This is a genomic window from Halorubrum sp. FL23, assembly GCF_052439115.2.
Taxonomy (GTDB): domain Archaea; phylum Halobacteriota; class Halobacteria; order Halobacteriales; family Haloferacaceae; genus Halorubrum; species Halorubrum persicum.
In genome coordinates this window covers 1-23886 of record NZ_JBQVRO020000016.1, presented here as the reverse complement: position 1 = coordinate 23886, position 23886 = coordinate 1, and the positions used below count along the sequence as shown (strand labels likewise).

Sequence of the window (23886 nt, the reverse complement as noted above, 5' to 3'; positions counted from 1 at the left end):
TATAAACTTTTCCAAGAATCGACCAGCGACACCAAAACCGCTAGAGGGCAGACGAAAGACACCGTCTCCGTTAGAACTCTTCGAGACTCTGCTGTGACGTATCCTCGCGGTCGTCCGCGAAGATGTTCGGACCGAAGTCGAGGTCGAGCACGTCGCTCGTCCGACCCACTGCGAGGTCGCGGGCGAGTTCCCAGTCCTCGTGGTTCTTCGGTAGCACCTGTAGCAACGCCTTCAGCGTGGCCTTGAACTGGCTGTCAGTGTTGAAGTTCCGCTCGCGAAGCCACTCGATGGTCACGGTCTCGCCTTTCTTGTCGTAGACGTGCATCGCGGCGTGGACGGCGTCCAGCGAGCGCGGGAATGAGAGGTCGTCGGGATCAATCGGCAGGCGGCTGGACCGATCCTCGGGCTTCTCGTTGATGTTCTGGACGCGGCCGTCGTGTCCGCGGAGGCTGATGTCGCCGCGGCTCTTCCGCCAGGTCTTCGTCGAGCGCTTGATCTCGTCGATGTCGACGCCGATGCCGAGGCCGAGCTGGCGGCCGTCATCGTAGGAGAACGTCTCGGACTCGTGGACGAGCCAGCAGAGGACGTACCACTCGGTGACGTCGTCGAGAGTATCGACGTCCATGCCCTCTAGATACTCGTCGACGAGGATTTGCGTCACAGCTTCCCGCGCCGTTTCGAGGGCCTTCCGCGGCGGGACCTCCTCGTCTTGGTCGTCGACGACAGGGTAAGCGTCCGCGAAGACCCGTAGCGTCGGGCCGAACGCCGAGATGATGACGTCAGTCTTGGTCAGAGAAATCCCCGATTCGAGGAGATCACGAGCGGCTTCCTTCGCGGCTTCCCGTGTGTCGGCCTCGACATCGCTCCAGAGAGTTGGGACCGCGTTCTCGGGATCGCTCTCTTCATGGGGTTTGCGGCCTGTGAGGAGAAGAGTAGAGTCTGCCGAGGCACTATTTTTCATCCCGGCTCTCTGGGGCATTTCACTCGTGATTGGATGTGTTGATGTGATTATGAACCCAGAATTGATCAGTGACATTGTGAGCGTATCCCAGGCATCAGTCTCCTTATGCGTGAACATCACAGTCATAACACCGCCTGGCTCAAGGACGCGATACAGCTCTGAGAAAATATCGCTCATTTTCTGCTCATAATCTTGGTTTGCCAACTCGCGCTTCGAGGCCTCTTCCCCCGCTACATCGGTAAATCGATCCGGGTTTGCTACAGCCTCAGAATCCTTGTCCGTCAGAGAGCGCGAGAACATATCTGGGAAAACACCTTGGAGACATTCCCGCATCCAGACGTAGAACACGTCAGATAGCTCTGCGTACTGAATACTGCTATAGTATGGCGGGTCGGCTACAACCGCAGAAATACTGTTGCTCTCTTGTGGTAGATTGCGAGCGTCCCCAACTGAGAGTGACGCTGACCGTGATTCGTCGGGCAGATAGTCAACTAACTCTGAATAGGAGTCGTAGATCTTCTCGACACTCGAAAGGAAGTCAAGTCCACCAACAGAGATGTTGTTCTCTACGAATACACGCTTGAATGCGAAGTTCTTACCCTTGAACATAGGGTTGGGATAACCCTTCGTTGTATCCCAATCTGCTAACCGAATGTTTCGGTCAATAAGTTTCGTGAAGGCGAGAACGAGTAACGTACAAATCGCCTCAGCAGTCTGTGTATCATGCTGTTCACGAATAGACGGCTCAAGTTTATTAATCGCTTTAACATATTCATAGTTACAGACTAATTGGCGGGGTGAAAATAGATCTCGCCATTCATCCATCCCGTAATTTTGTGGCTCTGAAGTTTTATTTCCTTCTGGTATAGGTTCGTTAAGAAAAGTGGAAAGCTCGAAGTCAGAATTAATCTTCTTTTTCGCAGACTCAAAGGCTTCCTCGTCTTCTTCCGCTGGCGATCTAAATCCATGACTGCCATCCTCGTTGACGTAGCGGACACAGTAGACTTCATATTCGAAGTCCCCGCTCTGGAAGTTCGCACGCACTTGATCATCTTCAGTGACGACACCACAGTTTATACACTCGGCATCTCCACCTCGAGAGACAGGCCCCTCACTCGGGTTGAACCCCTTCAGGTCATCTTCGCTTGGATCAACGATCACTTCGTAGCTCGTTGAGCCGTCCTCACCGATCGTTGGCTTGGAAACAACATCTATACCATCGCTTCTGGTCCGGATCCACCATTTCGGGACAAGAGGAATACTAGCTCCACATGAATTACATTGAACACTATACGTACAGACGTAGTTGTCCGGCGTTTGCCCCCTCTGGTTGTTCGGGAAGTACTCGTCAATCTCGGCAGATGCAATACTGTTGACTTCCTCGGCCCACCGCGAGACTTGGGAATCTATGTCCCCAACCTCGGGCGCATACTCAAGCAACACCTTGAGAATCAAGGAAGGAACAGGATTGAGTTCGTTAGCGTGGGTCGGAAGGTCATAACGTATCGACTCATAAGGGATTACGCCACCTCCTGCTGTCGGGTCTAATACCGATGGGAGTTCCTCGTCCCAGCGCTGTCTTAGTGCCTCGTGTAGTTCTTCTCGCTGTGGCTCACTTGGTGAACGCGTGAATGGCCGGGGGTATCGATAGTGACTTTCCAGATTCGCTCTTGTGTAGCACATTGTTGATTTCAGAGAGTTGCTCTGACGGCGTGTTTGAGCGCTTTTCGTCCGGGTTTGCGGTAGAGTTCTCGTCTGAGTTGGAACGCTCGGAGATACTGTGTAAGGCGATCTTTTGAGATGCCTCGATGCGGCGAGAGCCACCGTCGCGCCAGCGACGCGTGGCTCTCGCAGGTGTTCACGTGGACGGTCTCGTCGGCGTATTCACCGTCTCCGTGAACGACGTATTCGCGGTCGAATTGCTCATCTTCTTCAAGCGGATCGTACGCGCAAAATCCATCGGTATAGACCGTGAGAGGCTCCTGCTGGCGGTCAGCCAGCAGGAGCCGGATCGTCGATTCGTCTGCGGATTTCGCCGGCACAACGTACCGTTGCTCGGTGCCACGATCCACGAGGACGAACACGGGCGGTTTGTCTTGATCATACGTTCCGCGTCCGCGTCGAGAGAGGCCGCGAGAGCGCGACCAACGGTCGCGCTCGCGGCCTTTCAAGCCGGCAGAGACGTAGAACTCGTCAATTTCAACCGGGCCACGGAGATTGAGTGACGGCGCGTCGAGCGCTTCAGCGAAGCGCTCGACACGCCTGTGAATCGTTTTGTAGCTGACCTCAATTTCGCACTGTAACTGCCTGAGACTCGTGTTAAACCGCAAAAACGCGTAGATCGAAAACAGCCACTTGCGGAGTGCGATCTTCGAGTGAGCGAAGATCGTGCCGGTCTTATCGTTGAACGTGCGGCCGCAATCCTTACAGAGATACCGCTGAAAGTGCCCGTAGCTGCCGTTTCTGACCGTTCGGTCAGAACGGCAGCGAGGACAAGAAACACCGTCACGCCAGCGAACCTGTTGGAGCAGGTCCGCTGCGACCGATTCCGACCCAAACACATCTAGCGGAATCATTCGTGTCGGACACCGCTGACGCGGTGTCCTTGTCCTCTTCGACTCCACAGCGACAGCTCAGCAGTATCAACAATCTCCTACAGAAGAGCGTTGAGGATATTGAGTCATATCTCAATAACGAGGACCTCAAACTATTGTGGACGACATCTGAAACAGCCGGTTGATAAAGAGTACGAACTGGCTGTGCGGACCGGAATACTAATCCCGCAACCGTCTCTTCACGACCTCCCCAAGTTCTGTCGCAGGAATCTCTTGGAGTCGCTCGTCTTCGCTCAATGTATCTAGAACAGCCCCAACGGGCTCGGTGAACTTGAAAACCAAATGGACACCCGATTTGAATCCACCACTGACCCGTTCGCTCTCCAGCACACCGTACGTTCCGGCCTTATTGATATGGCTGTTGACTGTTTCTTGTGTGTATACCTCCATGTCGCTTCCCTCACAGAGAATTTTGTAGATGTCGTACACCACAGGGCTCGGAGCCACCCCTTCATTCTCTTTCGCGACAAGTGCGGCAGCGTACAGAGACAGCTTCTTTTGGACAGACATCCCACCAACGATCTCAAGGACCCGATTCTTCACAACAGAGTCGTTTGCCGACCTGACGTGGTCCTGCGTCACCACCGGGTCGCCCGCCCGGTTCGCGATCTCTCCAGCATCCCGGAGCAGATCGATCGCGCGGCGCGCGTCACCTTCGTTTTGAGCACCGTACGCAGCCACGATTTCGATTACCCCGTCCTCGAGGGCATCGTGTTTAAACGCATCTCGACGTCGTTCGAGAATTTCGATGAGCTCGTTGGCGTCGTAATCCGAAAAATGAATCCCGTTCGGGTTGTAGGAGCTGTCAGTCCGGCTGTCGAGGTTCTCGCGGAACTTCGGGTAGTTAGTCACAACCACCGTTGACAACTGCGTATCAACATGCTGTTCCGACATGACTCGGCTCAAACTATAGAGCAGTCGAGAGTACGCCGGTTCGTCTGCGCCCGTACTGCCGGTCAGCGCGTCGATCTCGTCGAGAATGAACACGAGTGAGTCGAAGTGATCGTCGACGATCTCGTAGAGCCGGGTGTATTTCATATCGGTCGAGACACCCGACCGAGGGACATCCCAAACCACGCCCGCTTTCCGTGCCGTCTGGTGGCCTAGCTTCCACACAGCGCGGTCGAGCGTGTGGGACTCCATCGTTTTGAAATTGACTGCCACAAAGTCGAACTCAATACCGCTCTCCTGAGCTCGTTCTTTGACTTTGTTCGCGACGGCTTTCACCGTCAGGGTCTTGCCTGTTCCACTGGGACCGTACAAAAGCAGATCCGGCGGTCGCTCACCGTCGAGAGTGTCCCGAAACGCTCGAGCTTCGGCAGCAAGTTGCTCGTCCCGGCCGTAGATCCGATCCTGATCGACAATCGTACTCGAGTCAACAAGGTCCTTGTTTTCAAAAACAGTCTGTACGTCGCCATCAAGGATGCTATCCACGACAGATGATCCGGACTCTTGTGACCCACCAGAGTCGGGATCTGGCTGTCCCGAGTCGGTTTCGTCGCCTTCCATAGTGGTCATTGTGATCTAACCGCTAATAACCTTTGTCGAAATGAAGGGGGTAGAGTCGAAATGAAAGGGGCGATGTCGATATGAATACCCCTCCGTCGAAATGAATATTTTGCCTCTTTCATGTCATCACACACCAACTTCGAAGTGAAGACCCCTCCATCGATATGAAATCTCAGACACTAAGACAGACACCCCTTCTTCGAAATGAAATCCCACCTCGGAGTCCTGACCGCGGTAGATCTTCTTCGAACTGGGCACCCCTTAGTCGATATGAAGCCATCTAGCCCGGAAATTGTCCCCATCCACACACCCCGTCATCGAAATGAAATACAAAACACTGTGTGCGAGCCCGTCTGCGAGATTTCATCGTGAGGAATAATAGCGAGTTCTTCGAGATGAAATGCTTGAACAGAACACTAATACTGCCGTATTAGACCGTACAAATTAGATTTAGAGCAATTTTCTCTGTGGAAGAACCAATTTCATCTCGAAGACGGTGTGTGAGAGTGATCCTACTACTACGTCAATCTCCGATTTCATATCGAATAGGGGGTGTGAGAGCTACCGATATTATCTCTCGTTATCCGCTCACCGACGAGGAGATGAAAGAAAACCGTCTCCAAGGTTGGTTGGAGCCAACGAGGACACAACCGAGCTCCAAGCTGAGATCGAAGAGTTAGAGAAGCGTATCACCGAGATCACTAGCTTTGACTCCGGGACATCATTCCATACTCGTTCAACTGGTGGGTAGCCGGTACCCACATCTGTACCCGTTGGGAGACGACAGACCGGCCACGAGAATTGACTAGATACTGTATCCGGACCTTCCTCGAGGCTGGTTTTTATGAGTGTGATGGACGAAACCATCGTATGAGCGACTCGGCGTCTCCAAGCGCCTCTATCTCGTTATCTGACCCGACCGATATTCCTACAGTCCTGGACCGGGCCGGAATCGATTACGTCACCGTTCATGAGCAGCGACTGCTGGCGATCTATCATACCGGAATTTTCAATGTGACAACCGAACCGGAGTCAGTGTCGAATGCGCGCACGCTCGAGATCGAATGCTGGGAAGCTCCACTTCCGTCTCGTAGTGATGAGCGATCGCCACAGGAGCTTCTCGAAGACTTTGCGGCCGTGTTTGATACTAGTGATGAGTCCAGAAGTGGTCTCTCGGGAACCTTGATCAAACCGACGGTAATCAGTTGAGAGCACTAGAAACGCTAGAAACAAGTCAGCTGGCACGAGTCAACACAATACGCGATTTATGGACATCTCTGAGACGCTCCAGACACTGTATACTGCGACTGTTGAGCAAGACGATGGCACCTACCAGATTACCGTGCCAGAACGTGAGGTAGCGACTGGGACAGTCAGTGAGGGAGAGACATACCGTGTTGCGCTCATTTCGACGTCGGCGTCGGATACCGAAGCCACGGATACGACCGAGATCTCTCAGTCACCTGACCACGCTGATCACCAGCAAGAATACGACGGCCCGCCAGTTGAGGAAGGTGAACAGCGAGACGTCGAAATAGAGAATCTCGGTGACCAAGGAGACGGGATCGCGAAAGTCGAGCGGGGCTACGTCGTGATCGTTCCCGAAACAAGTGTCGGAGACCGAGTCACCGTCGAGATGCAACAGGTGCGTGAGAACGTTGCGTTCGCTGATGTCGTTGATGACACCCTTCGCGGGGAAGTCTAGGACTGCAGGTTTGCACGAACGGGTGGTTATGGCAAACTTCTCACACCACTACTCACTTTCTGGCTTACCGACGTACTCCGATGTCATCGTGCCGTTCTCACGATAGTAGCGATAGAGATACGGACCGTGCATATCCCCAGGATTCCCGCTTGCGCATTTACAGCTGTCGTCACCACAGGTGACTTTCTCTTTGACGACCGTTCCTTTCTCCGTATTGTCGGGCTCGTCGACGAGCTCGGCAGTCTCGGGAAGCTCGTCGATGTCAACCGACTGGTTGCGATACTCAATAAGCGCCTCAACGTAGTTCTGTATCTCATGGAGTGTCTCCGTATCCTGTTTCGGGAGCCCCTCTGCGAGATACTTCGGGAGCGAGGTGGGTGGTGACGGCTGCTTCATACCTTATGTAACGATCGGAGCCATGTTAGCGTTCGGATGCTACATAAGGTATTGAACCTTCTCTACCTACCGTGACCACTTCAGCAATTACTCGAGATCGTAGGCCGCAATTTCTTGAGAGCCACACTGTGGACACTCATCGACGTCTTTCCCCACGCTGTACCCACACTGACGGCACTCGTGGTGCGTTGTTGATGACGGCTTGAGCCTAACAACCTGCTGGATGAACTGTTTACTGAGCATGGGTGGGGTCAACGATCTCGCCACAGCTTGGACATTCGGCCCACACGCTAGGGCCACCGCCAGCGGTCTCATAGAGGATGATTGTGTGCCGACCGGTGACTGTCTCGCCACAGAACGAGCAGTCGCCACGGACAGTCTCTGGGTCATTAGGAGCCATTCTCACGAGTTCACGGGCTACTTCGAGGGGAGAGAGGGAGCGTGTGACAATGTTTTGGAGCTGATCTGGTTGTTGAAACCGACTCAGCGGTGCTCCCTCTCCTCAAATTTAAGCCTCTGTGACTTATACTTCGGGCGAGCGGAGTGAAAGTACTGTTCCGGGACAGCAGCGTGACTGTAGGTCGTGAGTAGCCCTCGCACGAGAGCTTCATAGCACACTCGGAGAGTGGTGAGTGGTGACTACGCGCTTACGGGAGTATCATCGGCGTCGCCGCTATCGATAAGCGGGTAGTCGATGTGGACCTCGATGCGGTCAAACGGAACGACGGGTTGAATCGCACCGCTGGGTCCGCCCTCGTCGAGCGTGAGGATGCCCAGTACTTCCAGCTGCTTCAGGTCCGAGTGGACGTCGTCGGTGACGTGAGACCGAGAACCACCTCGTAGACACGGCCGAACGTATCCGTGCTGTCCTGCCAGCGTGGCGTCTCCGTCGCTGAGTCAGGAGCCGGCTCGAACTCGGTCGGTCGTCTCTATGGACCGTGTATCAATATATTTTGTATCAATCAAATATCTGTGGGTCTTGCGTCGAGAACGTTTTCGTAACCGTGACCTCTCGCGTGGGACCACGCCCGCGAGGATATTCGGTCGTACTACGACGACCTGCTCCCGCTCCACGATGACCAGCCAGCGCTCGGGGTTGAGGGTGACCTCGTCCGCGTCGAGTACGAGACGGATGATCCCGACGACATCGTCGTATTCGGCCGCGAGAACTGGGATATGAGCTACGTTGTTCTCCTCAAGTTTGGTCCTGGAACGGCAACGGTCGGGATCGACGAGACAGTCGACACGACGGACCTCGTCTCTAGGGAGTCGCGGGTGGCAGAAGACGGACTAACCGTTGAGGACGTCTCGATCTTCGAGACGGCGAGCTGATTCCCGACGAAGCGGATTGAGTCGTGCTGCGGCGATCGGATACGCCATATGTATAATTGAGACAACACTAATACGGGCCGGTCGAAGAGCCGTACATATGGGCCTCGTTAGAACCGACGGAACGACGGACAGCGTGTCGCGTGAGAGCATGCTATGGGTGACCCTCGAACGTGTGTCTCCAGAGACGCGTCGAAATACCCGAGAGCGACGATCTCACCGATGACCGAAACGCCACTTCGCGCGACGGTCACCCAGCGCGGTGTCGTCGTCACGCCCGACGACCACGTGCTGGTTGTTAAGCGGGCCTCCGACGGTGGGTGGGAGCTCCCCGGCGGGCGACTTGACCGTGGAGAGGACACCGTCGACGGACTTGAGCGCGAGCTCCGCGAGGAGACATCGCTTGAGCCGGAAGTAGTCGCCCCGGTACACACGCTCGCGTGGGTGAACGACGATGGGAACGGGCGGTTCGCCGCGTACTACTACTGCCGCGCCCCTCGACGGCAGGTGTCGCTGTCGGCCGAACACGACGATGCTGACTGGCGGCCGATCCCCGCCGTTGGCTCCCGACTTAGCGATCCCCAAACGGCGGCCGTCGACGCCGCGGTGACGAGTCACCGACGCTCGCTCGAAACCGACTCTGCCTGCCGCGAAACGGGACAGCGAGAGCGAAGCGACGGATCACAACTATAGCCGGAAGGTCGATAGTTTCGACGATGAGTACTCGGTCGGAGTGGGATAGACGTGGCCCCGATTCGGATCGATGCTCGATCAACAAAGGCTCCGTCGTCGGGTCTGAACTGTCGCTTTATTGCTGTTCGCCGACTGAGTCGGACTCGGTCCCCGACTCGCCGGGTACCCCGGCAGATCCCGACCCGGTTGCGACGGCAAGTGAAGCAACCCGGACCGCGGCCAGGTCCAGCAGCGTGAACACGAGCCCAAACGCGACGCCGATGACGACGGCGACTCCGGAGCCAACGGCTGCGACGAGAGCGAACGCCGTCAGCGGCCCACCGCCCGTGACGAGGTCTAGAACCGCGACGAGCACCAGCGGCCCGAGGAAGGCGCCCAGCCCGACCAGCCCTCCGGCGGCGCTCCCCCGGAGGAGCACGGGCCTGAGTGCCCCCGCCAGGGTCTCTTCCAGCACCTCCTCGGTGAGCACCCAGTGCGTCGCGAGGTACGAGAGGATCCAGAGGTACGCATAGCCGACGAACCCAGGGACGGTTCCGAACTCTGGGAGGACACCGCTCAGTCCGCCGGAGACGTACGTAGGCAGGACGACCCCGAGAGTGAGCCCGGCGACGTGGAACGAGGCCAACGTCCACACGAGTAGCCGCCGATCAGCCATGTGCGAGCACCTCCGCGACGACGACCAGCGCGAGGAGGACCGTCGTCGTCGCACCGTATGCTCGCCGGTAGAAGGGTACTGCGAGAGCGTTATCGCTGTCGTCTGCGCGTTCGATGTCGGCCAGGGCGACGATGAGGGTCCGGACGAGTGATCCGAGGACGAACAGGACGACGAGTGAGAGCTTGGCTATCAGAATCGTTCCCCACCGGGTGTCTGGTCGTGGGGCGCCAAGCGCACCCAGGTTGCCGACGCCGGTGAGGACCAGCACGCCCAACGCGCCCCAGAACGCCCACTCGTAGGCTCCGGCGAGCGACACAACGGTGTCGTCGCTGCCCGCTGCCCGCTCACCGCGACGGGCGGCGTACCACAGGACGCCCGCCCCGCCGAGCAGGACGACCATTCCGAGGATGTGGAGCACGCGGACGGCGACGTGGAGGGGTCCAGTCATCCGTTCACCTACGACGGCGGCAGTGAAATAGCCTCTCCATCCGCGTTGCGGGCCGTGTGTGGATGCGACCGGCGGTTCAGAAGTCGGGTACGAGGTCAACACGGACTACAACGCCCCGAAACACATCGGGTTACGGTATGCTTGGAAGCGACGACACAGACTCCGTTCCTCGCCCACGTTGGGGAGCGGAGACGCACCAGTAAACGTGCGTGTGAATGGTGGGACGTTGAACGGCGGGAGTCACCGGTCTGTTGCTGGTGACTGATTGCCGGGAGTCCACATCAAAGCCCGACCCTCAAGGACCGAGGCGTGTATGCGCCGAGGGAGTACAGACACACACCACTGTTACAAGTGAAATATTAAACTAGTAGTAGTGAACTGAGAAACAGTCCACAGCTTCAAGTAAAGCGTTGATATATGTTGCTCATATTGATTTGAGATAGTTTGTACTCAGAGTGATTCTGCGTATTGAAATCAGGATTTGTGATCCTTTGACTGCCTCGCTCTACTTCTACCCTCTCCCTCGGTTTCTCGTCTTCACTTGTAAGAGTGGTGTGTCTCTGTCTTCTCATCTTATTCCGTGATAATCGCTTCAAGGTTAGCTTTGAGAGATCCCGCTCAAAGCATGCTCCAAACGCCACGGATTGTTCAATACGACCTGCTTGTCGTCTGTGCCACCAGTAGTGAGGATGCCAAGGTGGTAGAGCTGATACTTGAATTGGAAGTGGATACCAGATTTATAGACAGTTGGGTCAGCAAGCTCTGATTCGGCGATCTCTCCGTCAGCAGTGAGGACAGCATCACGACGATGTTGGGTGAAGAATACCTCAACGGCGAGCGGCTGATTAATGCGCGTGGCTTCCAGAGCGACATCGGCAAGCGTCGGCTCAGAGATCCCGCTTTCGTGGAGCCGCTCGAGTGCGGTGATGATCAGCCGAGTCGGCTCGTATTGAATGGCGACAGAGCGTGCGAGCTGTGCCCATCTTGGAGCGAGCTCGGTGAAACGTGTTCGACTACCAGTCCACGTGTCGAACTCGGCGAGCGCAGCCGTGACGCTGCCGTGCTGATCGCGGGCGAAGCGAACAACTTCAGCGCCGAGGTGCGTGAGTGAGTCGCCGTTGGGCTGGTCGTCGACGAGATTCAACAGAATTGCGCCGCGTCGCCCACCTGAAATCGCGTTGATCACGTTGTCGGCGTAGACATCGTCAGTATCACCGTCAGCAGCAAGCGCAAGCGCGTACCCAAGGTAGTTCTTCGGGTGGTTCACTGGGAAACTGCCGTTAGTGAGGCGGTGGGTGGTGGCTTGGAGCCGCACCGCATCGATCGTCGTCGAGAACTCACCGGCTCCAGTAACGCGAGCGGGCTCGACGACGCGTGCCGTTTCAGTATCATCGACGGCGATGACGCCGACATTGAGGTTCCTAGCCTGTGCGCGTGCCGTATCAGTAATACTGGGGGCTGGTGCGGCGACGTATCCGAGGTTGACCTCAGGGAGGTGCGCATGCGCTTGGGTGATACCGCGAGCGACGTCCGCGGCGGCCGGGTTGGAGTTGTGGCCCTTTGCTTCGATCACCGTGACTGGTGTCGTGGCTGCGTCGCCGTTCAGAACATCGGTGGCTGGCATGCCGACGCCGAGTAGGTCGGGCTCACCAGCATTGAGTCGAATCGTGTTGTACGGTGCGAGCCGGTCATGGAGCGCTTGTGGGATTGTCCACCCGCCCCACGTGGACTGTGTGAACTGTGTCTCTGTGATTGCGTACTGATCCGGACTTGTATCGATATCTGGGTAGAGCGTGTCCTTCGCGGCAGCAAGCACCGTTGGTTCGGCGAGGGTGACTGCCATTGTCCTGTCCACTGATGGATAGCTGATATAGCTGGGGGGAACGGGACACCTACTTCTCTCAGCGTACTCGCAGGACCTCACCGAATACGATTATAAGATCAACAACACAACAGCCTCGTATGGAGATCGGACTCGTCAGCTGTACAAAGAGTAAGCGTGAGAAGGCGGCAAAACCGAAGGACCTGTACCTTGAATCAGCGTTCTTCAGGAAGGCACGGCAGTACGTTGAAGCGAATCACGATAGGTGGTATATTCTCTCAGCGAAGCACCATCTGCTCCACCCGAACAGAGATCCAATCGAGCCATACGATGAAACGCTAAGCGGTGCGTCCGTGGATGTGAAACGAGAGTGGGCAGAGACCGTGTTTGAGCAACTACGCGAAGAAGGCCTGCTTGATGACGGGAATCGGCTCGTCTTCCATGCCGGACGGGATTACCATGAGGAACTCACACCGCTACTCTCCGAGACGAGTGTTGAATTCTCGGTGCCGACAGATGGGTTACAATTTGGTGAGACCCTCGCTTGGTACAACGATCGCATTTGAACACGTCGCCGTCATAACAGCTAACAACTATTAGACATATTTGCCAATATGCCAACGGAATCAGTCAACGGGGCTGAGTTGTACTACGAATCAGATGGGGACGGAGTACCAGTTGTCTTCCTCCACGGCGTGTTAATGAGTAGCCGATTCTTCAACGAACAGCAGTCGCTCAGCGATGACCATCAGCTGATCACGCTCGATTTTCGAGGACACGGTCGCTCCGAAAAGACCGAAACGGGCCATACACTCCCACAGTATGCCCGTGACTTGGAGGCGTTCCTTGACACACAGGACCTTTCTGACGTTATCCTTGTCGGGTGGTCGATGGGATCGCTTGTGGCGTGGGAATACGTGCGCCAGTTCGGGGCAGACCGATTCCGCGGCTTCGTGAGTGTCGAACAACAGCCACTCGATCTTGAACAAGCGGGCTACGAACACGGTGTGTTCGGGTTTGATGAACTTCATGGACTCATGGAACTCGCACAAACCAATCCCCACGAGTTGGCGTGGGCACTTATTGACGAGATGCTCGTGGATGAACCGGACGCAGTCGAACAGCAACTCTTCGATGAGATCACACGAGTCCCACCGCCGATTACGAGCGCAATTCTCTTCGATCAATCAGTACGTGACTATCGAGAGGTAGTTCCCGACGTAGATGTTCCCACCCTCGTGTGTCTTGGTGAAGATGAAACGATGCTAGAGAATGGTGGTGTCGAGTACGTTGCCGACAATACGCCTGACGCCGAGCTTGAACGCTTCACCAATAGTGGTCATTGCCCCTTCTTAGAGGAGCCTGAACAATTCAATCAGGCCCTTTCGTCGTTCATCGCGGAGCGCTGCCAATAGAGCACGCTCCACTACCTACACATTTCCACAAAAGCCGTCGTTGATTGTCGTATGAGTTCAGATCGAACCCGTGGGATCCTCCTTGGATTGGCCTGTGGAGATGCGCTCGGTCGACCGGTTGAGTTCTCGTCGGCATCTGCGATTGCGGCCGAACATGGGCAACTCGACGAGATGGTTGGCCATGGAACGTGGAATCAACCAGCAGGAACGATTACAGACGATACCGAACAGGCCCTCTGTATTGCCCGCAGCCTTGGTCAACTACCCCACCCTAAACGCCTTCGGCGTTTTGAGGGTGGGGCTTGTCCATGAACTCGGCGTCGAACCCTTTCGGGTGGGCGGAGAATCCGCCACTCGGCGTCACAATTCCAGACTTGAGGGCAAGCGGACTGTTGTCCGTCCGCCGAGACGACTGTTGGCCTCGACGGACATACCGCATCCAGATGTTCTTTGCCGCATTGTAGTCCGCGTTCGCTTCTGACTCACACTTTACGCACCGGAAGTCGGTGCGAGTCGCGCATTCTCCTCAGCTGTGAATCCACACTTAACACACCGTTTCGACGTGTACGCCGACCCGACTTGCTTCACCGAGACGCCGACCGCTTCGGCTTTGTATTCGACCTGCTCGTACAGCGTTCGGAACGGCCACTTGTGTCCCCACGACGCACCCATGCGGTCGCGGATATGCGTCAAGTCCTCGAACCCAATCACGTCACACTCGAGACCGCTGATGTCGTGTTGATGGGCGACGACATCAGGAAGATACCCTACGTGCTCGGTCTCGGCCGCCGGACGCGCCGGACGCTGATGATCAATCTCGCAATCGCCTTCAGTGCGATTGCACTGATGGTTGGGACGATTCTGTTGCGGGGGATTCCCTTACCGCTGGCCGTGGTCGGGCACGAGGGATCGACGGTCCGCGTTTCGCTGAACGGCCTTCGGCTACTCGGCTTTCGAGACTAGGCTGTTGAAGCCGGTCATACTGCCTCGACGGTGAACAACGAGTCGTCACTCAGGACGGCCTGCACGCGGCGGTACCAATCCTCTGCGAACGCCTCTCGCTGCTCGTCGCTTGCGGACCCGTCGAGAATCGCCTGAAGGTTGCCGATTGCAGGACCTCCGTCGGGAACGTCGCTGACGTAATAGGTCACCTGCACTGTCTCGTCCGTATCGGTTCGCCGGAACCGGAATATTGGGTCAGCGGTGTCCGCGTCAAACGCGTCGAAGCGCAGGAGATCGCGGCGTCCGCCGTAGCCGCCGGCGAGTCCGCTGAATCCGTCATCTTCGGTCGCACCGGTGACGTACGAGATAATTCGGCTCATCACGCCGTACGTCGCGTCGTCTCGCGACCGGGGTGCTTGCACCTCGATATCGCTTCGGACTGGGTAACTCTCGGGATATAGGGTGTCGAGCCCGAGTTGGGTAATCCGGTAGGCACCCGAGGCGGTCGGACAGGAACGCGGTGTTCAAATAAGGATTGAAAGGTGAGGCGGTGCGTTTTCAAAGTGATCTATGCCCGAAAACGACCGCCTCAGCGGCTGTTTAGACGAGATCAACTTAGAGTTTGTGGAGCGAGAGGCAACACCGAAGTTGTTGATGAAGCTCAGTATTCAGCTCCACCTTGCTGGATTATCGCTTTCAAATACTGTTTCATTTCTTGAGGTATTTGATGTTGATCGGGTTCGATCCACTGTTCATAACTGGGTTCACAAGGCCGAGCTACAGCCGGAATCTGGTCGCAGCCCGAATCACGTTGCGGTCGATGAGACTGTGATTCAGCTTGACGATGAACAGTATTGGCTGTACGCCGCCGTCGATCCCAACTCAAACAATTTGCTCCACACGAAGCTTGAACCGACAAGAACGAACGTGATCGCGGATCAGTTTTTCGCGGAACTCCGCGAAAAACACGACGTGGACGACGCAATCTTTCTCGTTGATGGTGCGGTTCCACTTCACCGAGCATGTGAAAAACACGGCCTCGATTTCAGATACGAACGACATGGAAATCGAAACAGCGTCGAACGTGTCTTTCGTGAGATAAAACGTAGAAATACCAGTTTCTCAAACTGTTTCAGCAACGCCAAAGCAGAAACTGCTGACGAGTGGCTGAGATCGTTCGCTTTCGCATGGAATCAGCTTATCTGAACACGAGGGACAGGAATGCCCGGCTTCTTTCACCGCGTCCGTGTAGGTGATGATGAACGGCTCGCCCGGTTCGAGGACGCCGAGGGCTTCCGCGACGGGGTCACGGATTTCGATCGGGTCGACGTCGTAATCAACCTGCCAGTCGGTTCCAATGCGAGTCGCGTCAGTCGCAGTCGAGTTCGATGTCATGAGTTGATGGTATCGTATCTACTGGTCAGTAGCGGAGCAGTCGCATCCCGTTGAGGATGACCGCGAGGACGCTGGCCTCGTGGACCAGCATCCCCGTGGCGAGGGTGACGTAGCTGGTGAGCACGCCCGCGAGGAGGACGGTCACGGTCAGCACTGCGAGGCCGACGTTCTCGAGGACGTTCCAGCGCGTTGCCTTGCTCAGTTTGACCGCGTAGGGGATGCGTTCGAGATCATCGGCCATCAGCGCCATGTCGGCCGTCTCGATGGCGGTGTCCGTCCCGGCAGCCCCCATTGCGATGCCGACGTCAGCGGTCGCGAGCGATGGCGCGTCGTTGATGCCGTCGCCGACCATCGCGACGACATGCCCGTCGGCCTGGTAGGCTTCGATGACCGTCTGTTTGTCCTCGGGGAGGAGTTCGGCGCGGTACTCGTCGATGCCGACCTCCTCGGCGACCGCGGCGGCCGTCCGCTCGTTGTCGCCGGTGAGCATCACGGTCTCGATTCCGGCGTCCCGGAGTGTTGCGACGACGCCAGGGGCGGCCTCCCGGAGTTCGTCCCGCATTGCGATTGCACCGATGATGTCTCCATCCCGGACGACGTGGACGACCGTCTCACCGCGCTCCTCACGCTCGCGGACGTAGTCGGCGACCCGACTGGGGATGTCGATGCCGCGGTCGTCCAGCAGTGCGCGGTTGCCGACGACAACTTCGTGGCCATCGACGTGGGCGATGACACCCTTGCCGGCGACCACGTCGAAGTCGTCCGGATCGGGCACCGACTGGCGCCCCACAGCCGTCTCGTCCGCTTGGGCGACCGTTGTCCCACCGTCCGTCGCAGCCGTCGGGCGCTCGCGAGCTGCGTCGACGATGGCGTCGGCGAGGTGGTGTTCGCTCTTCTTCTCGGCGGTCGCCGCGAGCGAGAGGACCGCATCATCGTCGACGCCGAACCCCTCGACGTCGGCGACGGTGGTCTCTCCCTTCGTGAGTGTCCCGGTCTTATCGAAGGCGACGAGGTCGATCTTGCCGGCGCGTTCGAGGTGTTCACCGCCCTTCATCAGCACGCCCGACCGGGCGGCGTTGCCGATGGCCGAGACGATACTGACTGGCGGCCCGATGACCAGCGCGCCCGGACAGCCGATGACCAGCAACGTTAGCGACAGAATCGCGTTCTGTGTGACCGCATACGCGCCGATAGCGAGGACGATGACGCCCGGCGTGTAGTACTTCGCGAACCGATCGATGAGACTCTCCGTCGGCGACTGGGCCTCCTGGGCCTCCTCGACGCGACGGATGATACGTTCGAGCGTCGTGTCCGAACCCGCGCCAGTCGTCCGGACCTCCAGTGCGCCCTCTTGGTTGACCGTCCCGGCGTACACTTCGGCGCCGTCGGCCTTGTGGACGGGCGCGCTCTCGCCAGTGACTGGCGCTTGGTTGATGGCGCTCTCGCCAGTGACTGGCGCTTGGTTGATGGCGCTCTCCCCGTCGACGACCTTGCCATCCACCGGAATCTTCCCACCAGGTTTCACGACGACGACTTCGCCCTCCTCGACCTCGCGGGCGGGGACCTCTTGGAGTTCCCCGTCGCGGCGGACGGTCGCCGTATCGGGCGTCATCTCCAGCAGCTCTTGGAGGGCCGTCCGGGTCTTCCGCATCGTCCGGCCTTCGAGGTAGCTGCCGAGGCTGAACAGGAAGACGACGGCGGCGGCCTCCCAGTATTCCCCGATGATGATGGCCCCGATAGCGGCCAGCGTCACCAGCGTCTTGATGCCGAGCGTCCGGTTGATGACCTCGTGATAGGCGGTCCTGGCGATGTCGTAGCCACCCACGACCGTCGCCAGGACGAGGATGGCGGCGCTTGCAATCTCGAAACTCGTGAGATAGCCCATACTCCAGCCACCGCCGTACAGCAGGCCGCTCGTCGCGGTGACGATAGCCTTCCGGTGTTTCCGATAGTACTGCGTGATCGATTGTTTGTTCATTGTGTTAGGCGGGCTGGGGCGTGTACCCCTGGTTTTCAATGGTCTCTGCGAAGGCGTCGGGGGTAGCGACGGTGCCGTCGTACTCGATCTCGACGCGGCCGGTCGCGTAGTGGACTTCGACGTGCTGGACGCCGTCGACGTTCGAGAGGGCGCGTTCGACGGTGCTCGCACAGGTCGGACAGTCGAAGTCGAGGACGCGGAACTGGGTTGTGTCGCTCATTACAGTTTGAGGTAGTGCCGGTATCCCAATAAGTATTTTTTAGATGATATGTTTGAATTCAGAAATAGGATATTGGAACAGTCAAACGAGTCGTCTCGGGCTTTTGGTATCACGATCTCATCCTACCCAATTTCACGATTGACTTCTGTCCCGCTACCTTTTCCCTCGTGCTCTCTCTCAGTTCTTGTATGAGTAGTTCCGGTACCGATCACCGTCTCGACGACATCGCCGTACGAGACCCTCGGGTCTCCGACGCGATCGACGAACCGATGCGGGCGATGGTCCTCGACATCCTCTCCGAGGAGGCCCTGACCGCGAGCGAGGTCCACGCGCGTCTCGCGGACCGTGGCGTCGACCGGACCGAGAATACGGTTCGCCACCACATCAACGAACTCCGGGATGCCGGCCTCGTCGATGTCGTTCGGTTTGAAGAGGGCCGCGGCGGGACGACGAAGTACTACCACGCGAACACGATCGTCCTCTCGTACTCCCTCCCAGACTCGGCTGACACCGCGGTCGAAGAGATGATCGACGCCGTCCAGCCGCAGATAACGGATGCGCTCGCGACGCTCACCGACGAGTACGATGACTCAATCGAGGAGATCATCGCGGATATGCAGCCCTGTGAACACTGTCAGACCCAGAAGTACGAAACGTACGTCCTCCTGACTGTCCTGCGGCGGGCGTTCGTTCGTGCTCACCGAGATTCCTGAGTGAACACCCACACCCAAGCTGGTACTGTTTCTCAATACAGTTCACCACAGTCCAGTATTCAAGATTGACAGCGGTGGGTATACACAGTATCAAATCCAACAGCCACTATTCAAACTAATTTATATCCAATATGATTAAGACGCGTCACCCACAATCTAATTCAAAATGAGAACGCAGGATCTACAGAGGAAACAAGGCGAGTGCCTCGGGGCTTGCCCCGAAGGTGAAGCGGACACTTAGACGTGTTCTGTTCGTTTGATATAGCTTTCAATCGTCTCCGTTGAGACGGTTCCTGCCGTTCTGATGTAGTACGACCGTTCCCAGAACCCACCGCCCCACAGATACCTTTCCAAGTACGACTCGTGCTGTTCCCACATCTCCCGCGCTGTGATGCTCTTGACCGTCCGTACAATCTCGCTCGGCGCGTGCTTCGGATGGGCTGACAGGAACAGGTGTACAGGGTCAGGTGAGATGTGGAGCGACAGTATCTCGTAATTGTACAGGTCACACACGCGCGGAAACTCGCTTCCAGTGAATTCTTGATTGGTTCGAGAATCGCGTGGCGATACTTTGGACATCACACGAAATGGTAGTTGACGTTGGAAACCGTGTGATTCGACCGCTTCTCACCCATATCGAACCCACTCCACCAACACAGTTAAGTATATCCGAAGGATATACATAACTATGGTGAATCGCTTCAAGATCGACGGCGAGGAAGTTATTGACGGTGAAGTCAAACCGTTCGGGAACAGCGCCCACGTTACCGTCCCCAAACGCTGGCGTGGAGCCGACGTGAAAGTCGTCCGAACCTCAGAACCCACCGAACAAGACGAAGAATGACCGACTCACAGGCTCTCGTCAAGACGCTGGACTTCCAACTCGACATTCAGAGTGACAACGGGACCCTGTTATACGACGCTACGCTTGAAGCCCGCTCGGTATACAACGAAACCATCCGTCTCGCCAAAGAAGGTGTGAATTGGGACGTGATCCCCGACCGTGTGGCTGACGACGCCAACCTCGTGAAGAACACGACTCAGCGCGTCGTTGCGAAGGCACTCGGTGCGATAGAGAACTATCATGAATACGACGACTTCGGACTCCCAAGCCACACCAAGGACGGCGCGTACCCGCTTCGTGCGAACTACGAGGAGGGGTACAACCTGTCGCTCACCGATGACGGCGACATGGCGTTCCGAATCAGCGCGAAGCCATACAAGCACGTCACGGGCGTCCTCGAAGGGAGTGACGCTCACCTCGACATTCTCAAGACCGCACTCGAAAGCGACGAGTGGAAGATTGGGACAGCAGAAGCTCTGTTCCATAACGAGAACGCCGAGTTGCACGTCAACGTCACCAACACCAAGCAGACCGTTCGAGACAAAGACGACTCACGGACTGTTGTGGGTGTGGACGTGAATGAGGACAACGTGGCTCTCACCGCACTTTCCGAGGATGGCATCGAGGACACGTTGGTCATCGACTTCCCCGAAATCAAGTTCGAACGTCACCGCTACTTCACGATGCGGAAGCGCGTCCAGAACGCGGGGAAAGACAGTACCCACGACACGCTCGAAGGGCGCGAAGAACGGTTTGTCTGTGACCGACTCCACAAGGTGTCTCGGCACATCGTGGAGTGGAGCCAGCAGTTCGAGAAACCGTGCATCGTTTTTGAAGACCTCAAAGAGATGCGCGACAGTATCGACTACGGTACGCGGATGAACCGACGCTTGCACCATCTGCCGTTCCGCGCCCTTCAGTTCTATACGTCGTACAAGGCGTCATTCGAGGGCATCCCGACCGCGTGGATTGACCCTGCGTACACGAGTCAACGGTGTCCGATGTGCGGACATATGGAGCGTTCGAACCGTCACAAAAAGCGGTTCAAGTGCAAGTCCTGCGAGCATCAAGACCACTCTGACCGTGGTGCAAGCGTCAACATCGCCGTGAAAGGCGTGAAGAAACTCGATTGGAATGTGCCTGCTCTCAACAGCCTTCCCGTTGTTCGGAAGGTGCGACGGCAGGCATCGGGGGCCGTGGACGCCCCGACTGTGACCCACCCGACTGTTCGAGGCTATCAGGCCGATGATCGGATGGGAGTGTCCGACTAACCCACGGGAAGCCTCGGGGCTTGACCCCGAGGCGGTTCACCTTCGGATGCGCCGGGACACTATCAGGAGTCACATCCCCATCCGTACTACATTCCAGACAAGTTGCCTGTTTCATCCCCGATCGAGATCGATAACGAACTCACAGCGACGATATCGGACGCAGCGTTTCAACTTGGACGCATTGCTGGGATCAGTCCAACAGTCGATTTCTCGCCGGTGTTGTACACGTCGCTTCTCAGGCTCGAAGCTGTCGAGACTGCCGAAATTGAAGGCGCAGACGTCGAGATGGATGAGGTATACGCGTACCACACACGAAGCAAGTCCGGCAACACTGGGAGTGTGAGCCGTGACTTACAAGAAGTGCTGAACGCGGAACAAGCGCTTCGAGACGGGGTTGACGCGATCAAAAGTGGCGAATCGATTTCGATACCATTGCTCAAATCCCTCCACGAAACACTGCTTGAGGGAGTTCGAAACGAAGGCGATACTGTCGGCGAGTGGCGAGACACTGACGTTCACATTCCGTCCCCACGGGGAAGTCAGCCCCCGTTTGTGCCCCCGCCAGCAAACACCGTCCCAGAATTAATGGACTCTCTGGAGGCGTACATTCAGATGGGAGGTGAGTATCACCCACTGGTCGACTTAGCGATCACTCATTACCAGTTCGAAACAATCCATCCCTGTTCAGATGGCAACGGACGACTCGGACGAATTCTGATCGTGTTACAACTCCACGAGGCCGGCTATCTGTCCGATCCATATCTCTATCCAAGTGCCTACTTTAATCGAAACAAGCAGGAGTATGTTGAACGGATGCGGGCAGTCAGCGAAGCGGGCAACTGGCGTGACTGGATCGCATTCTTTGTTGAGGGGATTAAAGAACAGGCCCGCGACTCCTACGAGCGGACGTTCGAGCTGATCGAACGGCGCCGAGAGTACGAGGCCCAATATCCGGAACAAAAGACGAGTCTGCTCTGTTGAATCCGATGACAGCACGGGGATAACGATCCTAAAAGCGCGTTTATTTCGCTCTTCGTCGGGGATGAGTTGGATCGATCCACTCAGTAATCTCGATCCTCTCGCTCTTTGCCAAGATTCTATTCCAGAATTCTCTCGGCAGCGGTCCTGAACCGGACACAGTATGATCCGATCCCGACGCCTTCTGCGGATTCAACAGAGCAGACGAGTCACAAGCTCGCCAGAACGCTATTCGAGCTTCCGTACTTCACTGCGAACGATGTCACAGAACGGTTCGATGTAAGCGGACAGACTGCCTACAACGCGATCGAAGAAGTCGAAGCAGCCGGCTTGGTCGTCGAAGTGACGGGACAACAGCGGAATCGCGAATACAAAGCCGTCGATATCTTCGATATCCTCGAACGAGCGCCACATCGTTGATCTCGTTTCGAGATGTTTCCGGAAACAGTGGATTTCCACAAACAGAATCGGGGGACAGCGACACTATAGAAGAAGAGAATGAACGGCAATGAGGGGCTTTCCGGAACTGACCCGGTGAGGTTTTTATAACTTGGCTGGAAATTACTCTGTCAGAAACAAATGATCCGTGATGCTCGCGTCCTCCGGGCCGGGTTCGTCCCTCGAGAAGTCGAGCATCGCGACGCCGAAGTCAACCATCTCTCGAGTGTTCTCGAACCGATCACGAACGGCGAGCCGGCTGACACAGCCATCGTCACCGGTCCGAGCGGGGTCGGGAAAACCTGTGTCTCGAAGTTCGTTACCGAACGGCTCCGCGAGGAAGTGCTCGATGTCGAGGCCACCTACGTCAACTGCTGGCGAAACTACAGCCGCTTCCGAACGCTGTACCAGATCCTCGACGACATCGGTGCGACGATAGACATCCATCGCCAGTCGACACCCCACGACGAGCTCATTGATCGGCTCCAGCAGTACGACGGTCCTCGAACCGTCGTCATCCTCGACGAGGTCGACCAACTCGAAGATCCAAGCCTCATCTACGATCTCCACAGCATGGAGCAGTTCGCGGTGATCTGTATCGCGAACAAAGAAGAAGAGCTGTTCAGCCGCGTCGACGACCGCCTCGTGAGTCGGCTGCGCTCCAGCGAGCATGTCCGGATGGACAAGTACCACAACGAACAACTCTACGACATTCTGAGTGCTCGAACCAAGTGGGGTCTTGAAAACGGCGTCATCACCGACAAGCAACTCTATCAGATCGCCGATGCCGCTGCTGGCGATGCTCGTCTTGCGATCGGGATGCTTCGCAGCGCAGCCAGCACAGCTGACCGCAAAAATCACGAGAAGATCGCCAACGACATTCTCCTAAACGCTGCTGGAGATGCGCGGGCCCAAATCAAGCAGAAGAGTCTCGATTCGCTCACACCGCACCAGCGGGTCGTGTATGATATTGTTCGCGACCACGGCCCACTTGGCCCCAGCGAGATCCACGACCGCTATACAGAGGCGGTCGACGATCCGCGGACGAAGCGCACCGTCCGGACCTATCTTTCGAAGATGGCACAGTACAACCTCCTTGAGGCAGAAGGCACGAGCCGAGACCGCGAATACTCACTCGTCGATTCAGCAACTGCGTCGCCGATGTGAAACGGCGCTGTTGGAATCCTCTTCTTCGGAGAGATACAGTCTGAAGCGGCCGATCACCGAGTAGTACTTATTTTTCAGGCCGGTTCTTTTCAATCTCTCTCGCTTGTTCGTTGATACTGTTGAGTTCTCGTTCGATCTCGTTATCGGAGCCACCGTGCGAGGATCGGACAGACAGATCGAGGGGAGATGGGACAAAGCGACTGTCGTCTTCCTCAGTATCCTCGCTATCACCGTCTCCCCAGCTAAACAAAGAGCGAAATATCTTCCACAGACTTCGCATCATACGCACATATACTGTCTATCTATTGTTAACAGGTACGTGTTTAGCCCCGTCTGATTTCGTCACTATCTCGTAGGTGGTGGCCTATGACAGACACATGGTCTGCCAGCAG

24 protein-coding genes and 8 pseudogenes are annotated in these 23886 nt (G+C 56.7%); 16 read left to right on the top strand and 16 right to left on the bottom strand.

Features of this window, described 5'->3' with window-relative positions:
- Positions 1-70: 70 nt before the first annotated feature.
- The 3 genes from ACT4MF_RS15665 to ACT4MF_RS15655 form a co-directional block, all read right to left on the bottom strand.
- The gene (locus ACT4MF_RS15665) at positions 71-2416 is read right to left on the bottom strand and encodes a DUF1156 domain-containing protein (protein ID WP_444683328.1); all 2346 of its coding nucleotides are present in this window, start codon (positions 2414-2416) and stop codon (positions 71-73) included.
- A gap of 236 nt (positions 2417-2652) precedes the next feature.
- Positions 2653-3537 (bottom strand): IS1595 family transposase, encoded by an 885-nt coding sequence (locus ACT4MF_RS15660; protein WP_444683329.1) that lies wholly within the window; start codon positions 3535-3537, stop codon positions 2653-2655.
- Between the two features lie 198 nt (positions 3538-3735).
- Positions 3736-5010 carry a Cdc6/Cdc18 family protein gene (locus ACT4MF_RS15655; protein ID WP_444683351.1) on the bottom strand — a complete coding sequence of 425 codons (1275 nt, stop codon included), beginning with the start codon at positions 5008-5010 and terminating at the stop codon, positions 3736-3738.
- Between the two features lie 571 nt (positions 5011-5581).
- Between ACT4MF_RS15655 and ACT4MF_RS15650 the strand changes: the two genes are divergently transcribed.
- The 3 genes from ACT4MF_RS15650 to ACT4MF_RS15640 all read left to right on the top strand — a co-directional run bounded on the left by ACT4MF_RS15650 (position 5582) and on the right by ACT4MF_RS15640 (position 6790).
- Positions 5582-5836 carry a DUF7983 family protein gene (locus tag ACT4MF_RS15650; protein ID WP_512053308.1) on the top strand — a complete coding sequence of 85 codons (255 nt, stop codon included), beginning with the start codon at positions 5582-5584 and terminating at the stop codon, positions 5834-5836.
- A gap of 119 nt (positions 5837-5955) precedes the next feature.
- Positions 5956-6294, top strand: a complete 339-nt coding sequence (locus tag ACT4MF_RS15645) for a hypothetical protein (RefSeq protein WP_444683330.1) — start codon at positions 5956-5958, stop codon at positions 6292-6294.
- 58 nt (positions 6295-6352) lie between these two features.
- On the top strand, positions 6353-6790 hold the full coding sequence (locus ACT4MF_RS15640) for a TRAM domain-containing protein (protein ID WP_444683331.1): 438 nt from the start codon (positions 6353-6355) through the stop codon (positions 6788-6790).
- Positions 6791-6838: 48 nt separating this feature from the next.
- Here the strand turns inward: ACT4MF_RS15640 and ACT4MF_RS15635 are convergent, their stop codons facing one another.
- The 3 genes and pseudogenes from ACT4MF_RS15635 to ACT4MF_RS15625 all read right to left on the bottom strand — a co-directional run.
- Positions 6839-7186, bottom strand: a complete 348-nt coding sequence (locus ACT4MF_RS15635; protein ID WP_444683332.1) for a DUF6788 family protein — start codon at positions 7184-7186, stop codon at positions 6839-6841.
- A gap of 232 nt (positions 7187-7418) precedes the next feature.
- The gene (locus ACT4MF_RS15630) at positions 7419-7586 is read right to left on the bottom strand and encodes a DUF7837 family putative zinc-binding protein (protein WP_444683333.1); all 168 of its coding nucleotides are present in this window, start codon (positions 7584-7586) and stop codon (positions 7419-7421) included.
- Between the two features lie 239 nt (positions 7587-7825).
- A pseudogene (locus tag ACT4MF_RS15625) lies at positions 7826-7996 on the bottom strand (HVO_A0114 family putative DNA-binding protein); the annotation flags it as partial.
- Positions 7997-8362: 366 nt separating this feature from the next.
- Here ACT4MF_RS15625 and ACT4MF_RS15620 point away from each other — a divergent pair.
- On the top strand, positions 8363-8518 hold the full coding sequence (locus ACT4MF_RS15620; protein WP_444683334.1) for a hypothetical protein: 156 nt from the start codon (positions 8363-8365) through the stop codon (positions 8516-8518).
- Between the two features lie 219 nt (positions 8519-8737).
- On the top strand, positions 8738-9208 hold the full coding sequence (locus ACT4MF_RS15615; protein ID WP_444683335.1) for an NUDIX hydrolase: 471 nt from the start codon (positions 8738-8740) through the stop codon (positions 9206-9208).
- Between the two features lie 115 nt (positions 9209-9323).
- On the opposite strand, the gene ACT4MF_RS15610 is transcribed toward ACT4MF_RS15615, so the two are convergent.
- Complete coding sequence (locus ACT4MF_RS15610) at positions 9324-9863, bottom strand: DUF7965 family protein (RefSeq protein WP_444683336.1); 540 nt, start codon at positions 9861-9863, stop codon at positions 9324-9326.
- Positions 9856-10311, bottom strand: a complete 456-nt coding sequence (locus ACT4MF_RS15605) for a CopD family protein (RefSeq protein WP_444683337.1) — start codon at positions 10309-10311, stop codon at positions 9856-9858. The genes ACT4MF_RS15610 and ACT4MF_RS15605 overlap by 8 nt, the downstream gene beginning before the upstream one ends.
- Positions 10312-10396: 85 nt before the next feature.
- Between ACT4MF_RS15605 and ACT4MF_RS15600 the strand changes: the two are divergent.
- Positions 10397-10576 (top strand): annotated as a pseudogene (locus ACT4MF_RS15600) (RNA-guided endonuclease TnpB family protein); the annotation flags it as partial.
- Between the two features lie 333 nt (positions 10577-10909).
- Here ACT4MF_RS15600 and ACT4MF_RS15595 read toward each other — a convergent pair.
- Positions 10910-12154 carry a hypothetical protein gene (locus ACT4MF_RS15595; RefSeq protein ID WP_444683338.1) on the bottom strand — a complete coding sequence of 415 codons (1245 nt, stop codon included), beginning with the start codon at positions 12152-12154 and terminating at the stop codon, positions 10910-10912.
- Between the two features lie 119 nt (positions 12155-12273).
- On the opposite strand from ACT4MF_RS15595, the gene ACT4MF_RS15590 reads away from it, so the two are divergent.
- The 3 genes and pseudogenes from ACT4MF_RS15590 to ACT4MF_RS15580 form a co-directional block, all read left to right on the top strand.
- Positions 12274-12699 carry a DUF6884 domain-containing protein gene (locus tag ACT4MF_RS15590; protein ID WP_444683339.1) on the top strand — a complete coding sequence of 142 codons (426 nt, stop codon included), beginning with the start codon at positions 12274-12276 and terminating at the stop codon, positions 12697-12699.
- A 48-nt stretch (positions 12700-12747) separates the two neighbouring features.
- Positions 12748-13548, top strand: coding sequence for an alpha/beta fold hydrolase (locus tag ACT4MF_RS15585; RefSeq protein ID WP_444683340.1), 801 nt, complete (start codon positions 12748-12750; stop codon positions 13546-13548).
- A 51-nt stretch (positions 13549-13599) separates the two neighbouring features.
- Positions 13600-13803 (top strand): annotated as a pseudogene (locus tag ACT4MF_RS15580) (ADP-ribosylglycohydrolase family protein); the annotation flags it as partial.
- Positions 13804-13819: 16 nt separating this feature from the next.
- Here ACT4MF_RS15580 and ACT4MF_RS15575 read toward each other — a convergent pair.
- Positions 13820-14268, bottom strand: a pseudogene (locus ACT4MF_RS15575) (zinc ribbon domain-containing protein); the annotation flags it as partial.
- Between ACT4MF_RS15575 and ACT4MF_RS15570 the strand changes: the two are divergent.
- Positions 14260-14511 (top strand): annotated as a pseudogene (locus tag ACT4MF_RS15570) (heavy metal translocating P-type ATPase); the annotation flags it as partial. The pseudogenes ACT4MF_RS15575 and ACT4MF_RS15570 overlap by 9 nt on opposite strands.
- A 14-nt stretch (positions 14512-14525) precedes the next feature.
- On the opposite strand, the pseudogene ACT4MF_RS15565 reads toward ACT4MF_RS15570, so the two are convergent.
- Positions 14526-15005: pseudogene (locus ACT4MF_RS15565) on the bottom strand (hypothetical protein); the annotation flags it as partial.
- A gap of 55 nt (positions 15006-15060) precedes the next feature.
- On the opposite strand from ACT4MF_RS15565, the gene ACT4MF_RS15560 reads away from it, so the two are divergent.
- Complete coding sequence (locus ACT4MF_RS15560; RefSeq protein WP_444683341.1) at positions 15061-15696, top strand: IS6 family transposase; 636 nt, start codon at positions 15061-15063, stop codon at positions 15694-15696.
- Here the strand turns inward: ACT4MF_RS15560 and ACT4MF_RS15555 are convergent.
- The 3 genes and pseudogenes from ACT4MF_RS15555 to ACT4MF_RS15545 form a co-directional block, all read right to left on the bottom strand.
- Positions 15694-15885: pseudogene (locus ACT4MF_RS15555) on the bottom strand (hypothetical protein); the annotation flags it as partial. The gene ACT4MF_RS15560 and the pseudogene ACT4MF_RS15555 sit on opposite strands and share 3 nt — an antisense overlap.
- 25 nt (positions 15886-15910) lie before the next feature.
- Positions 15911-17863 carry a heavy metal translocating P-type ATPase gene (locus ACT4MF_RS15550; RefSeq protein ID WP_444683342.1) on the bottom strand — a complete coding sequence of 651 codons (1953 nt, stop codon included), beginning with the start codon at positions 17861-17863 and terminating at the stop codon, positions 15911-15913.
- A gap of 4 nt (positions 17864-17867) precedes the next feature.
- A complete protein-coding gene (locus tag ACT4MF_RS15545; RefSeq protein WP_444683343.1) occupies positions 17868-18083 on the bottom strand; it encodes a heavy-metal-associated domain-containing protein in 216 nt (71 codons plus the stop codon).
- A gap of 188 nt (positions 18084-18271) precedes the next feature.
- Between ACT4MF_RS15545 and ACT4MF_RS15540 the strand changes: the two genes are divergently transcribed.
- Positions 18272-18796, top strand: coding sequence for an ArsR/SmtB family transcription factor (locus tag ACT4MF_RS15540; RefSeq protein WP_444683344.1), 525 nt, complete (start codon positions 18272-18274; stop codon positions 18794-18796).
- 237 nt (positions 18797-19033) lie between these two features.
- Here the strand turns inward: ACT4MF_RS15540 and tnpA are convergent.
- Positions 19034-19431 (bottom strand): annotated as a pseudogene (gene tnpA / locus ACT4MF_RS15535) (IS200/IS605 family transposase).
- Between the two features lie 53 nt (positions 19432-19484).
- On the opposite strand from tnpA, the gene ACT4MF_RS15530 reads away from it, so the two are divergent.
- The 3 genes from ACT4MF_RS15530 to ACT4MF_RS15520 all read left to right on the top strand — a co-directional run bounded on the left by ACT4MF_RS15530 (position 19485) and on the right by ACT4MF_RS15520 (position 21892).
- Entirely contained in the window at positions 19485-19640 is a 156-nt protein-coding gene (locus ACT4MF_RS15530) for a DUF2080 family transposase-associated protein (RefSeq protein ID WP_444683345.1), read from the top strand.
- Positions 19637-20911: an RNA-guided endonuclease TnpB family protein gene (locus tag ACT4MF_RS15525; RefSeq protein ID WP_444683346.1), complete on the top strand. Its 1275-nt coding sequence runs from the start codon at positions 19637-19639 to the stop codon at positions 20909-20911. Before ACT4MF_RS15530 ends, ACT4MF_RS15525 begins: the two co-directional genes overlap by 4 nt.
- Positions 20912-21013: 102 nt before the next feature.
- On the top strand, positions 21014-21892 hold the full coding sequence (locus ACT4MF_RS15520) for a Fic family protein (RefSeq protein WP_444683347.1): 879 nt from the start codon (positions 21014-21016) through the stop codon (positions 21890-21892).
- A 225-nt stretch (positions 21893-22117) separates the two neighbouring features.
- Here the strand turns inward: ACT4MF_RS15520 and ACT4MF_RS15515 are convergent, their stop codons facing one another.
- Positions 22118-22303, bottom strand: a complete 186-nt coding sequence (locus tag ACT4MF_RS15515) for a hypothetical protein (protein ID WP_444683348.1) — start codon at positions 22301-22303, stop codon at positions 22118-22120.
- 165 nt (positions 22304-22468) lie between these two features.
- Here ACT4MF_RS15515 and ACT4MF_RS15510 point away from each other — a divergent pair, with 165 nt between their 5' ends.
- The gene (locus ACT4MF_RS15510) at positions 22469-23494 is read left to right on the top strand and encodes a Cdc6/Cdc18 family protein (protein WP_444683349.1); all 1026 of its coding nucleotides are present in this window, start codon (positions 22469-22471) and stop codon (positions 23492-23494) included.
- Positions 23495-23886 lie beyond the last annotated feature (392 nt).